Annotated in this window: 8 protein-coding genes and 1 pseudogene; 3 read left to right on the forward strand and 6 right to left on the reverse strand. The window is 58.5% G+C overall.

Annotation, left to right across the window (positions count from 1 at the left end; genetic code table 11):
• Positions 1-31 precede the first annotated feature (31 nt).
• The 6 genes from GZ092_RS14195 to GZ092_RS14220 form a co-directional block, all read right to left on the reverse strand.
• Complete coding sequence (locus GZ092_RS14195; protein WP_293637330.1) at positions 32-2,968, reverse strand: type I restriction endonuclease; 2,937 nt, start codon at positions 2,966-2,968, stop codon at positions 32-34.
• A 209-nt stretch (positions 2,969-3,177) separates the two neighbouring features.
• Complete coding sequence (locus tag GZ092_RS14200; RefSeq protein WP_293637332.1) at positions 3,178-3,834, reverse strand: DUF2939 domain-containing protein; 657 nt, start codon at positions 3,832-3,834, stop codon at positions 3,178-3,180.
• A gap of 76 nt (positions 3,835-3,910) precedes the next feature.
• Positions 3,911-5,101, reverse strand: coding sequence for an AAA family ATPase (locus tag GZ092_RS14205; RefSeq protein ID WP_293637334.1), 1,191 nt, complete (start codon positions 5,099-5,101; stop codon positions 3,911-3,913).
• A gap of 70 nt (positions 5,102-5,171) precedes the next feature.
• Positions 5,172-5,690 carry a DUF1643 domain-containing protein gene (locus GZ092_RS14210; protein WP_293637336.1) on the reverse strand — a complete coding sequence of 173 codons (519 nt, stop codon included), beginning with the start codon at positions 5,688-5,690 and terminating at the stop codon, positions 5,172-5,174.
• A complete protein-coding gene (locus GZ092_RS14215; RefSeq protein ID WP_293637338.1) occupies positions 5,687-6,889 on the reverse strand; it encodes a restriction endonuclease subunit S in 1,203 nt (400 codons plus the stop codon). Before GZ092_RS14215 ends, GZ092_RS14210 begins: the two co-directional genes overlap by 4 nt.
• A gap of 29 nt (positions 6,890-6,918) precedes the next feature.
• Positions 6,919-8,742 carry a class I SAM-dependent DNA methyltransferase gene (locus GZ092_RS14220; protein WP_293637340.1) on the reverse strand — a complete coding sequence of 608 codons (1,824 nt, stop codon included), beginning with the start codon at positions 8,740-8,742 and terminating at the stop codon, positions 6,919-6,921.
• A gap of 427 nt (positions 8,743-9,169) precedes the next feature.
• Between GZ092_RS14220 and GZ092_RS14225 the strand changes: the two are divergent.
• The 3 genes and pseudogenes from GZ092_RS14225 to GZ092_RS14235 all read left to right on the forward strand — a co-directional run.
• A pseudogene (locus GZ092_RS14225) lies at positions 9,170-9,424 on the forward strand (NYN domain-containing protein); the annotation flags it as partial.
• 345 nt (positions 9,425-9,769) lie between these two features.
• The gene (locus GZ092_RS14230; RefSeq protein ID WP_293637341.1) at positions 9,770-11,326 is read left to right on the forward strand and encodes a hypothetical protein; all 1,557 of its coding nucleotides are present in this window, start codon (positions 9,770-9,772) and stop codon (positions 11,324-11,326) included.
• The gene (locus GZ092_RS14235; protein WP_293637342.1) at positions 11,323-13,587 is read left to right on the forward strand and encodes a hypothetical protein; all 2,265 of its coding nucleotides are present in this window, start codon (positions 11,323-11,325) and stop codon (positions 13,585-13,587) included. Before GZ092_RS14230 ends, GZ092_RS14235 begins: the two co-directional genes overlap by 4 nt.
• Positions 13,588-13,651 lie beyond the last annotated feature (64 nt).

A 13,651-nucleotide genomic window follows, 5' to 3' on the forward strand; every position in this document is an offset into this window, starting at 1 on the left:
ACAGCCGCTTCGAGGGAAGCTAAGGCCATCATTAAACGGTCAGGCGCTGTGCTGCAGCCCGCTTGAATCCATCAAACACCATCTTTGCCAGCATTCCCTGCATGATGGCAAAGGTCCGGTCGTCCTGGAGCAGCTGACCGGCAATCTTGTTGTGGCTCTCCTGGCCGTCAATGATGATGTCCATCATGATGTCCTTGAAGTCGCCCATGCCGAACTGCTGCTCGGTATTGCTCTCGGCCTGCTCTGCCAGCGTTTCGCTCTCGAGCAGCTTGCCTTTGATGGTCGTGACGTAGCCCACCAGGTCGGCCTCGGTCAGCTCGCCCGAGAACAAATCGTTCATCTTGTCGACGATTTCGGCCAGCTTCTTTTCCTCGTCAGTCTGGGTCGTTCCGCTGCCCGCGTCGGACGCTGGTTTGAGCTTGACGAGTTCGCCCGTGGCCAGGTCGAGCGTTTGCTCGCCCAGCTTCTGGATGCGGTAATGGGTGAGCTGCACATCGGAGTCCAGTTCCAGAATGCTGGAGCCTGAATTCCTGGCCGCCACCATCGGCATCAAGCCCTTGCCAAAGCTGTAGAGCTTTTCTAGGTCCGCGTCCCCGTAGGGAATGATTTGCGACAGGAAGTCGTACAACCGCAAGAAGGTGCCCAAGTCCTTGCGGAACTGCTCGGCGTCTTCGTCCTCGAGGTCGTAGAACCGGTCCTTGGCCGGTTTCAGGATATACATCAGGCTCGCCTGCTTGCACTTGAGGTCGAAAAAGGCTTTGGCATATTGCTCAATTTCGTTAGGGAAGTACACCTTGGCCTTGTCCAGCTTGACCTGAAGCTCGTGCACGATGTTGGGGTCCGTGACGTCCTCCACCTCGGCCGTGCGGAAATACGGCTTGAAGCTGGCCAGGATTTCTTCGGGCTTGTTCACGAAGTCCAGCACGAACGGGTCTTCCTTGCCCGGGGCCATGCGGTTGAGCCGGGACAGGGTCTGCACGGCCATGACGCCCGACAGGCGCTTGTCAACGTACATCGCCTGCAGCAGCGGCTGGTCGAACCCGGTCTGGTACTTGTTGGCCACCAGCAGCACGCGGTAAACCTCCTCCTTGAAGGCGTCGGAGGGCTCCTGGCCTTTGATGCCGACATTCATACTGCGCTCGCTGAAATCATCCGTCCCCGACTCGGGGTCCTGCACCTCCCCGGAAAAGGCCACCAGCGCTTTCATTTCCTTGTCGTAGCCCATTTCCTTGAGGTACTTGTCCATGGCGAGCTTGTAGCGCACCGCAGCGAGTCGGCTGTCGGTCACCACCATGGCCTTGGCGTGGCCGCCCAGCTTGGGCGCGATGAACTCGCGAAAGTGCTCCACGATGACCACAATCTTTTGGGCGATGTTGTAAGCGTGCAGGACGGCAAACCGACCCAGGGTCTTCTTGGCCTTCATCTGCGGCACCATCTTCTCGGCCGCCGTTGAGCCCAGCTTGTAGAACGTTTTGTACGACATGTACCGCTTGAGCACGTCCAGGATGAAGATGGCCTGGCGCATGGAGTACACGTGAAACGGCACGGGCAGCCCGTCGGTGCCTGGCCGGCCGAACAGTTCGAGCGTTTTGGACTTGGGCGTGGCCGTGAATGCGAAGTAGCTCACATTGGCCGGGCGCTGGCGTGACAGCATCACCTGGTTGATGATGTCCTCGGAGGTCACGTCTTCCGGGTCGATTTCCACATCCACATCGACGTCCACCTCAGCGCCGTCCAGCTCAACGGTCACGACCTTCTTGGTGTCTGTCGTCAGAGCCCGGCGCAGCTTCTGGGCGGCAGAACCGGATTGGCTGGAATGAGCCTCATCCACGATGAGCGCGAACTTCTTGTCCTTGAGGCCCTGGACCTTTTGCAGGATGAACTGGAATTTCTGCAGCGTGGTGATGATGACCGGCACGCCGTCATTGAGGGCCTTGGCCAGCTGCTCGGAGTTCTGGTCAATTTTTTGAACGGCGCCGGCCTTGTGCTCGAACTGCGAAATTGTTTCCTGCAGCTGGCGGTCCAGGACCCGGCGGTCCGTGATGACGATGACCGTGTCAAACACCTTGTTGTCTTGGGCACTGTGCAGGTTGGCCAGCCGATGTGCCGTCCAGGCGATGGTGTTGGACTTGCCCGAGCCGGCAGAGTGCTGAATCAGGTAGACCTGCCCGACCCCTTCGTCACCGGCGCCGCGAACCAGGCGCAACACGGCGTCGAGCTGGTGAAAGCGCGGGAAAATCAGGGATTCCTTCGTGACCTTCTTGCCCGCCTTGTCCTGCATTTCCTTCACCTCGATGTGCAGGAAGTTCCCCAGGATGTCGAGCCAGACATCGCGCGACCAGACCAGCTTCCACAGGTACCAGGTCGGGTAGCCGTGTTCCTTGGACGCGGGGGGATTGCCGGCGCCAGCGCCGCCAGCTCCGTCAGGCCTGCCCAGGTTGAACGGCAGAAAATACGTTTTGTCGCCATCAAGTTTGGTGGCCATGAAGACCTCGTCGGTCGACACCGCAAAGTGCACCAGGGCCCGGGTCTTGAACTGCAGCAGGGGTTCCAGCTCTTTGGACTTGAGGTCGCGCGGCAGCCGGTCCTTTTTGTATTGGTCGATAGCGTCCTTGATGGACTGCGTCATGTCGGTCTTGAGCTCGGTAGTAGCCACCGGCAAGCCGTTGACGAACAGCACCATGTCAAAGCTTTTTTCGTTGTTCAGCGAGTAATGCAGCTGGCGAATGGCCGTCATGCGGTTCTTTTCATACAGCTCCCACAGCTGCATGTTTTTCTTGTGCGCCGGGCGGAACTGGCACAGGAAGAACTTGGTCGTGCCGTTGCTGCCCGAGTCCTTGAACCCGTGGCGCAACAGATGCAGCGTGCCATGCTTGTTGAGCTGGTCGGCCACGCGCTTGGTAAACATCGCCTCGGACTGCCCGTTGTGCCACTGCTTGAACTTGGCCCAGCTGCGTTTCCTGGACAAAGGCAATCAGGTCTTCGGGGAAGAGAGCCAGCTCCCGGCTGTAGGACTTTGCGTCCTGCAGGTGGGTTCGCACGGACCAGCCATTGGCGGTCAGGTGCTCGCAAAGCTCGTTTTCGAAGACGCGTTCGGTGTGGACATTGGACGGGGTTGGCATGGCTCTCTTTATTGTTTTTTTCTATAGGTCTCGGCTTTATCCATTCCGGGGAAATCTACTTTTCCATCGCGGGCAGCCTGACTTCTGTCAGCTTCCAGTTCACAAAGCCACTGCGCTCAAATACGACACCCAGCTTTTCCGAGTTCTGTGCGCCTGGCTTTTGGGGGTCGGTTGCATAGGCGATGAGCTTGTCCACGCCCTTGCGTTCATACGTCCACTTTGGTTTGTTGTCCTCCCGGGCTTCGGCTGGGGCCTGACTGTACGGATTACGGGTGGGCGCCGCCGGGGCATCGCTCGGCTTGGCGGCTGCTGGAGACATTTGGCCATCCTGCATGGCGCGCATCACCGTCTCGGGGCGGACCATGGCATCAACGAAACGGTCCACCATAGCCAGGCCCAGAATCGAGCCCAGCGCAGCAAAAGGATTGTCCGCATCCTGTGTCTTGGCCATTTGTTCGCCCATGACTGCTGAGAGTTGGCCTTTGAGGCTCTCGCGCAGTTTGGGGTAATCAACGCGCTCGTTGAAGGCGTCGGCATCTTTCGCCTGGGCTGCGGACTGCAGCTGGCGAATTGCCAAGAATGGAGACCAGTACCAGTAGCCTGCGACGGCTACGACGGCGACAACCGCAGCTGCCTTGATTGTTTTTGGTGTCATGTGAGGTTTCCCTTTAAAACTTGTTTTTATTGAGGTCTGCGTCGGGGCTGTGGCCATGCTCGGGCGGCGACATTAGGTAAGGGGTGCACTGAGCGAGATTTTTCCAGTTGAGCATTGCCACGGATGCTTGAGGTCAACTCGTGGCGCCGTTGTCCGGGGGCGCGCCAGGCCGCAAGAGGCTGTCGGTCTGCAATCGAGTCACCCACGCTTTCTCGACAAAGCTGTCCGTCACCCCATAGCGCCCATGGCTCACGCGCATGAGCAAGTTGGCCGCAGTCATCAGGCCGATGACGCCCTGGACTTCCTGGGCAGTGACTTCGCGGCCTATTTGAGCCGAGTACTCCTTCAGAGCGTCCGCCGTAAATCCGCCCTTGACGTTTCCGCCAATATTGCAAATGCGTGAAAACACGGCTTCTGCCAGAGGCCCTAGGGCTTCTATCTTTTGAAGCTCCACGTCAGCCGCGGCCGCGCCAAGCGCTTGGGCAATGGTGGGCAAATGCTCATCAGGATTTGCTCCTTCAGGCAGGCTACGCAGGACATTAAGGGCTTTCATCAATTCTTCGGGCCGGCTTCCCATTGTCTTGAACGCCTCTTGCGTGACGGTCACCGAGGGAGTTTTGCCACCCAGCAGAGGCCCCACCTGCTCAAGAACGTATTCGATGAAGTCTCGCCCGAGCACCGGAAACTCGTGCGTTACCGCGCCGTTGAACGCCTGGTTGCCCTTGAGCGAGAGTTCCTGAACGCGCGCGCGATGCGACCCTGTTCCAACAAACAGAAAGTAGCCGGAGGTTGCCGGCCGCGTGTTGATGGCGTCACGGGTGGCCTTGAGCGCGTGGAGCATGTTGTCGCCCTCGGCACTGCCCAGCGCGTGCTGCACCTCGTCAACGATGAGCACCACATTGGTTTTGGCCTGGTCGACAAGCTCCGTAAAGACATGGGCAAGGCTGACGCCGCCCTCCTTGCCAACGTCCGCGAGCTTGAATCCAAATTTGAACCCGGCAACGCCTGCCTCGACGCTAGAGACCCGTCTGAGTTTCTGAAGGATTCCGGAACCGGGGGTTTGCAACTCCTCCAGAGACTTGCGAATAGCACCATGCACTAGGTCTGCCGGATTGGCTTGCGGCTGGCTCCACAAGTCGACATAGATGACGATAGCGCCCAAAGCTTCCAAAGCAGGAATCAGGTCGGTGGCGAGAAATGTGGTTTTACCCACCCGCCGTTGCCCTGACAGAAACAGCCCAGAGCGCAAAGAGGTGTCAAGAAATGAAGGCTGCAGCAACTGCTTGGCCATTTCTTGAGCGAGGACGGTACGCCGGAAGGTCATGATTTATTAACTTTTATGAGAATGCCATAATTATGCGGATTTCATAATTTTTCGTAAAGACATAATCTTTTCAGGTAGCTGCCGAACGGCCTGCAGGCGATAGAGGCTGCGGCCTCAAAATCTTGGGCAGGTACAGCGGATGGGACGGGTGGCCCGCCTGGGTGAGCTTTAGAAAATGCAGGTTGGGCAGCATGACGCGCACGGCGTCACCCCGGCCCTGGTGCGCGCCGTCGACGCCCCAGGCGGCCACGATGACTCCAGCCCCCTGCGCCATGCACAGCAAGGCTTGGTCATTGTCGGGCCCGACCGGGTCGGCGGCGGCCTTCATCACCGAGGGCTGCGTCGCGCGAAATGCAAACAGGTTGGTCATGCACAACCCAGCGTAGCCCCAGTCCTGGGCAAAGCCGATGCACCGCCGGATGGTCGGGTCGTCCATCGTTTCGTCCGCCGTGCTTGGATTAAGCCCGACAAACATGGCGTATCCGCCCGCGGGGTCACCCCATCGGCGCCACAGGCTGTAGCGGTACTGCCGGCAGGATGAAAAGGTAGCATCGCTTCTGAGGGCTAATGCGTCCTGTTCGCCAATCACGCGGCCACCTCGGCGGCGCCTACGTCCAACTGCCCCGTCACCGCCGCTGAAATCAACGAGGAGCGGTATTCCCGGAGGCGGGCGATGTGCTCTGCAACATGCTTTATTAATTCGTCATGTGTGTGCAATGCAACGTGGGCTCTACTCAATCGGTCAGCTTGGACCGAAATCGAAGGGAAAAATCCCGGCAGTCGTCCAAGAATCTCGCCATTCAGATTTTCCATCGTGCTCCCCACTGACTCAAGTGAGAGCCAGTCTTTTGAGGCACGGCTGGACACTACCAACTGCAGATAGTCCGGTAGCACTTGTGGAGGGTCTGGGGTTGCCAGCAGGCTACCCGTGCCGCACAGCCACCCCTTTCCCTCCAAAGGTACTACTGCGCAGCGGCCCATTTCGCCTCTCCGTCCCACAACCAACTCACCTGGGCTCAACCAGTAGGACGACAGGCTCATTGCCATTTCTTTCGTTACCGAAACGTTCCGGTCAGGGCAAACTGAATTTCCTACGATGTGGGACGGGTTAATCACCGGCACCCCGTCTTCTACATACTCCGACGAATGTAATGCGCTCCCAAAAGGGCCCGTGATGATTCGAAGAGTCACTCGTTTTAAAGGTTTTAGCGGCGTACCGTCTGTGGGCATAACCGCAAGCTCAGTCACGGATTCACGCGATTCACCCAGAAGCGAGAGCAGCCGTTCCTTCTCTGCAATCAAAGCATCAATCCGCGCCGTCTTGTCATCAAGAAAGTTGGCGATGCGTTCTTGGTCTACTGCCCCGGGCCAGTCAGTCTTAAAGTCCCGGGTGAAGTCGTCAGGCACCCGTTTTAGGCCGCCTGCCCCAGTCATTGCGCCGACACCGAGTTGCCGAAACATTTCACTTTGAACGATATAACGCAGGTACCTTGCGTTTGTCCCCGTCTTTGGACGAAGAACAGTTATTTCAGTTGTTCCAAAGCCAGCGCCATTTTCTAGGCCCTGCATGAGAGCACCCTTACCGTTTTCAAAGCAGGGCGTTACTTTGGCAAACGCAACATCTCCGTCTTCGAAGTATGAGTACCCGTTTCGAACTTCTGCGATGGGGCGGGTTCGCTCAAGGTTCAACGAACCGTTTTCGCCGATGGAGTCCATTGGCAAAAATGAAAGTTCCGTATCAAGCGCCGCAAGTAGGTCAGCACGAACTGGAGGATTGAGGTCAGTCACATAGCGCAGTCGCGTCTGCGCCCACCCGCTCATGCCGTCACCCCCTTCATCAACTCCACAAAGCGCTTCTCCATCTCCAGGATTTCTTCTGCAATCACCGCTGGCTTGCGCGGTGCCTTATAGACATAGAAATACCGGTTGAAGTTGATTTCATAGCCAACCTTGCCTGGAAGACCGTCCTTTTCGTCCTTGACGTCCTTGTTCACCCAAGCGTCGGGCACATGCGGCAGCACCTCCCGCTTGAAGTACGCGTCGATGAACTCGGTGAGCGGAACGCTCTCGGTGTCGCGCAGGTCTTTGTCAAAAGGCTTCTCGCCCTTTTTGAATTTCCCAGTCTTGCCTTCTGCCAGGGGGCGGTCCACCGTCACCTTGCGATAGCCAAAAAACTTGTTTTCAAAGACCTTGGACACAATCCGGCGGGCTGGTACCTCTGCCGGGCTGGTGCCAACTGATTTCACCGGCTCCTTGAACTCCAGCTCAAAAGTGACGTCCTTGGCACCCGCAGCATAGACGCCCACGATTTCGGCAATCTGCTCGTCCGTGATGCGCACGCGTTTGCTACCAAGGCTTTTCTTCATCTTGGTGTGCATGCGCGTCGCGTCGATGAGCTGGACCTTGCCTTTGCGGTCAGCTTTTTTGTCGTTATCCAAGAGAAAAATATACGTGGCTATTCCGGTATTGAAAAAGATGTCGTTGGGCAGCGCAATGATGGCCTCCAACATATCGTTTTCGAGCAGCCAGCGCCTGATTTCGGATTCCCCGGAACCGGCATCTCCCGTGAAAAGGGGTGAGCCGTTTAGCACGATGCCAATGCGGCCGCCACCTTCGGCAGCAGGGCGCATTTTGGAAATCAGGTGCATCAGGAAGAGCAATGAGCCGTCCGAAACGCGGGGCAGGCCCGGCCCGAAGCGACCGGCAAAGCCTTTTGTTTCGTGCTCGGCCTTGATGGGGTCAAGCACCTTCTTCCAGTCCACCCCGAATGGGGGATTGGCCGCGCCGTAGTCGAACTTCTCGTCGGGGAAGCCGTCTGCCGACAATGTGTTGCCCCGCACGATGTTCTTGGGGTCCTGCCCCTTGATGAGCATGTCGGCCTTGCAGATGGCGTAGGACTCATCGTTGAGCTCCTGGCCGAACAGCACCATCTTGGCCGATTTGTTGATGGAGCGGGCCACGGCCTCACCCACGGACAGGATGCCGCCCGTCCCGGCGGTGGGGTCGTACATGGAGCGCACCACGCCCGGCTTGGACAGTGCTTCGCTGTCCCCGGAAAACAGGCAATGCACGATGAGCTGGATGACTTCGCGCGGCGTGAAGTGCTCACCGGCCGTTTCGTTAGACGCTTCAGCAAACTTGCGAATGAGCTCCTCGAACACCAAGCCCATGGTTTCATTGGGCACGGCATCGGGGTGCAGGTCGATGCTGGCGAACTTCTGCATGAGCATGAACAGCAGGTCCTTGTCATCGAGTTCCACTACGCGTTCGAGGAACTTGAAACGCTCGAACACGTCGCGCGCATCGGCCGAAAACTCGCCGATGTAGGCCGTCAGGTTCTGGCGAATGTGCTTCTGGTCATCCAGCAGGGTCTGCAGCGTGAAGGGGCTGGTGTTGTAGAAGGCCTGCTTGCTTTTACGTTTGAGGATGCGGTCAAGGCTGGCAGGGGCGTCGCCTTCGCCCTTGTGCTTGGCATGCTCCTCAAGAACCTGTTCTTTGGTGCCCTCAAGCACACAGTCAAGGCGGCGTAGGAGGGTCAGGGGAAGGATGACCTTGCCGTAATCGGCTGCTTTGTAGTCGCCCCGCAAGAGGTCGGCGACGGACCATACGAAATTCGCGAGTTCTGAGAAATTTTGAGCCATATATCTTGGGATTACTTGTTATCTGGTGGTTCTGTGGATTGGACTGCGGGCGCAGGGGCCGGCTTGAGCTTGAGCTTCTTGGCGTGCTCGCGCACCATGACCTCAAACATGTTGGTGAGGGTACGGTGTTCAGTCGCGGCGCAACGCTCCCATAGGTCTCGAACCTCGGGGGTCATTTTTAGCGTTGTCGCTTCAGTTTTGCTTTTGGGGCGTGCCATAGTGAGCTATCTAGCGTATCCGTTTTATATTCCTAATAGATATACGTTATAGCACATGAAACAAAAAGTATCCAACGAAATTTCATTGCTTTTTTCCGCGAGCCAAGCAGTGCTGGTTCGGATATTTTTTTGAATGTGGAGTTTGGATTTTCTTGTCGTTGAAGCATTGCCGCCGAATATGATGGAAGCTCAACTTTGGAGCCTGTCAAATGAACGGTGCGGTGGCAACTGGCGAAACGCGTGTGGCAGTTCTTGTGGACTGCGACAACGTGACGCCTGAAATTCTGGAGTACGCCCTGCGCGTGATTGCCCAGTTCGGGCGCGTGGTGCTGCGCCGGGGCTACGGCAACCACACGACGCTGGCCAACAAGTGGCAAGAAGCACTGGTTCGCCTAGCTTTCACGCCTTGCTTGCAATACCAGTACGCCTCGGGCAAAAACACTGCCGACATTGCACTGGCCCTGTCAGTGTCAGAGGCGCTTCGTCTTCTTCCCCGGCTGTTCAGACTTCTTCGAACCTGACATTCATCAGCTTCTAACTGAGCTTTCCTGAGGTCGAGACCTCGTTTAAAGATAGTGTCCAAAGCACGTGCTGCAAGGCGTGTTTACGGATGTCCACTCCAGTGGGACTTGGCCTACAGCCGTATTATTGACGGCGACACAGCTCGAGTGGACACCATGTGGCGAAAGAGCCTGTCCGCGGGCAAGAACTGGTTTTCAACAATAACCTAGCCTCAAATGACGAGGCGACACGGAGGGACAGTGACTACTGGGATACCTGAATGGACACAACGCGCGGAGAAGCGCGGCTTGGACCCGCTTGGCATGCAGACGACAAGCATCGCGCTCTACCAGCAGCTCATGCCCGGCATCGGCAACGTGACGCTGCGGATGCGCTACTACGGCCTGTACACCTGGCTCTCCCATTCCTATGCAAAGCACACCGGAGACGTATCGCCCAACGCGTGGCGTGGCTACCTGCGCCGTGCAGAAGCACTCTACGCACTTGTCACCGCGCTTGAGGGTGGCGAGAAGGTTGCCGCGGCGTCCACAGCAGACGCAGCGTATGAGCTCGGGGTTGCAGGGGTCACCTGGGCGATTGGAGCTGTCGCCACCTTTCCCGACGGTGAGTTGGACTTCTCGAAGAACTGCGACCTCGATAGCGGTGCCCCGCAGTATCTGGCGCAAAGATTCGGCGCATTCGGTGCAGCCTACGGCGCCCAGCTTGTCGAGGTGGGATTGCTGCAGTACCTCGAAAAGCACTCCATTCCCGTGCCAACCCCGGACTCGGGCGACACTCTTGCCCTCGCCTTCGAGGCTGCCATCGGGGATGCCGCCCCTCTCTTCCTGAGCGTGGCCGCCAAGGCCCGTGTTACCAAGAGTGAGCTGCGGACACTCCAGAAAATGCTCCCCTCGCGCATCGACCACGCAGGAGAGGAACGACGGCTTTACGAAGAACTGCTTCTCGGCGCTTCGCTAAAGGTATCCCCGAAGGCGAATGCGCGCCGGCTCAGCCTGAGGCTGGTCCTGCGAGTTGCTCAGGCAGTCGGCCGCGTGGACGCCAACGCTGTCCGTTGGGCGCTGTACTCATCACACGATGCCGCCGGCGCAAGCCTTCCCCCCCTTCCAGCCGATGAGAGCGCTCAAAGGGACGCATGGGGCGCATACCAAGCAAACGACCTTCTGCACGTATGCTACGAGGCGCTCCTGAAGTACTCATTGGATGTTCTCGGGCTTGCCCCCAACGGGATGCCGATGGACCGGTTGATGGGCCGAGTAGTGACGGCACTTCACGCCGCGCTGGGTGGCCACGAGACGTGGGAGAAGCTCGTCGCCTCCATCGACCTTTCGGAGAACGCCTGGTCGGCTAGCCAGGTAGTGAGCGAATTCGCGCTTCACAAAGCCGTGCTCAAGATGGCGGACCCACTTGCGGTCACAACCTCAACTTCAGCGGCGGGGGCGGTTCGTCTGCTTGCGGTTCTGTACAAGCGGTACGGTAGCCTAGTACCCCAAGTCGCGGCGCAACTTCCGGTGATTGCCGAAAAGACTCACATTCAGTCCATCGTGACCGAGCTGACCTACCTGAGCCAGAACGCCACGATTCCTCTGGCCGACTTTCTCGGGCAGTTAGTCAAGCGGAGAGTCATGGAGCGCCATCTCTGGGTCGCAATCCACAAGTTCAGAGGTCAGGGGGACTACACGTTCCTTATCGAAGACGACGAAGGTCGAGTGCGTCTTCGCAGAAAAGACGGCCCTGCTCTGACCAACCCGCGCTTAGCATCGGCCATCACATTCTTGCAGGACATCCACTTGCTCTCGCCGACTGCCCCGACATCCGCCGGCCTCAAGGTCTTGGAGGCCGCATGAAGCTCTTTGACTGTTTCAGTGACGCTGGCTACCACAGTAGTATCGTCACGACCTTCGGCGTCGACTTCAGCGCGTACGAATCCATCGTCCTTGGCCGGCTGCGAGAAGCCGGCTGCCACAACAATATGCTCATCGCCGACGACCGGATGCTCGGGCTGTCCATGAGCGATGCGTTCCAGCGGCCTGCGCACGCCGGGCGACGGTACTCGGTTACCGGTGCGCGCTCCTCGGGCGTGTTCCATCCCAAAGTCATAGTTCAGTTAGGGACCAAAGCCGGCCGATTGCTCGTCGCGTCGGCCAACATGACGTCCGCAGGTTTGGCTGGCAACCTTGAGGTCGTGGGTTCGGTGCTGACGAGTGAAACAGACCGCCAAGCGGTGCCCGTATTCCAGGCGGCCGTCGCGTACCTGCAGCAGTTTCTTGCGCATGGTTCAGTGGCAAGACGGCAGCTGGACTGGGCGATGCGCCGGACACCCTGGTTGAAGGTGGCCGCGGATACCGATGCCAACGCAACTGTGGAACTTGATGGCGGCGGCCGGTTGGCCTTTGTCGTGAACGCTCAGGACAAGGGTATCGGCGAACGCTTCCTCGAATTGATTGGCAAGCGCCTGGTCAAGCGACTGGTCGTGGCCAGCCCCTACTGGGACCCGAGCCTTACCGCGCTAGGTTGGATGCAACGCAGGCTCGAGCCGGGAGCCACTGCTGTCCTCGTGCAGCCAAAAACCGCACTGTTTCCGGTGCACGCCCTTCCCCGCGAAAGAGGGACGGTACTCTTTGACACCGACAAGGTGAAGGGAACGGTCCCTAGCCGGTTTGCCCATGCCAAGGTGTTCGTTGCGGAGACAGACGACGGGGACTGCGTCCTTTTCGGAAGCGCAAACTGCACACTCGCCGCGTTGGGGCGGGAGGGTGTCCCTGGGGCAAACGAGGAAGTCTGCCTTTACCGAGAGCTTCCGCCTGGTCAGGCCACGCAGTTACTCGGCTTGAGCGAGGCTCTGACAGATGCAGCCTGTATAGCTGCAGCTGACCTGCCAGCCTACAACCAGACCGACGAAATTCCGCTGGAAGCGCTTGCAGGGAGGCTTCCTGGTCGCTTCGAGCTCGCTGGAAACATCCTTCAGTGGTGGCCGCCGAACGGCGCAGCGGCGGAGGGCGCAGAGTTGCTGCTGCTCGACCAGAACGGAGCGCGCAATGCTGGGGAGCTCGTACGACTGCATGGCCGGGACGAGGCTTTTTCCTATCGCTTTGCAGGCAGCGACCTGCCCTATTTCGCCCAAGTGCGGTGGCATGACGTCGAGTCTTCGATTGCGGTCATCGTTGTGGAGCAGGCGATTCAACAGTCACAGCGACGGATGGTCTCCAGGGCTGTGCATAACTCACTCGCGTTCCTGGATGACGACGAGGCATTTGAAGGCCTATGGCTGCTGGAGCTCATAGATGCGGTGGCGCTAGACCAGGCGGAATATCGGTCGAAGGGTTTCAACGATACGTCCGTTGGCCTCGAGAACTCTGAAGTTGAGAACGCAGCGATGATACTTCCATACACGGAGTTCATCGCCGGGCGAGAGGTGACCAAGGGTATCGAGGTGGGGAGCCACTTGGCTACGACTCACCATGAATCGGTTCGGGGCTTTCTCAATGCATTGCTAGGCCGCGACAGCCCGCACGTGCCGGTCGACCGAGTAGACCCGCCAGCTATCGTCCTCCCTACTGGGGATGAGACCGACGACGGGCAGAACGCGATAGAAGGGGGCGAGCAATTCAACAACGAGCCGCTGGCGTCCAAGCCAGTCGACCTAAGCTCAGACGAAAGGCAGCAGCTGCGCCGCCAACAGGCCTACTACAAAGACACTCAAAAGAGCATTGCCGACGCGGTGCAACGTTTCATTTCCGATGTTCAGAGGCGAACCACATCCCAGCCGCTCGAGATAGCTGACCTGCTGCGGCTTCGGGTCTTGATGATGGTTGTCCTTGGCGCCGGAAGTAACAAGTCGACCTTACTGCCGACGGACCCAACCGCCAAAATCTCGCGACGGCAGGTCCTGCCGAGCCAAGGTGAATTCGGCTGGCCCTACTTGACCGGCCGTCTTCTCTTTACCTTCTTCCGGGCCCATGCTGGCTCACAAGGTCCTTTGGTCGAAAAGCTGGCTGTTGCGTCGGACGGAAACGCAGGCATTCCTGACGACGTCTTAGAGTGCTGGGCGACGTGCTTCTGGGCTGCTTGCGCAATGCTGAGTATTCCGGACCAACGTGACCGGTGATTCCGGGATCGTGACCGACGTTCCGGTGAACGTGAACGGGAGGATTCCGGCAACGTGACCGCTT

It is taken from the genome of Polaromonas sp. (genome assembly GCF_010365105.1).
GTDB lineage: Bacteria > Pseudomonadota > Gammaproteobacteria > Burkholderiales > Burkholderiaceae_C > Polaromonas.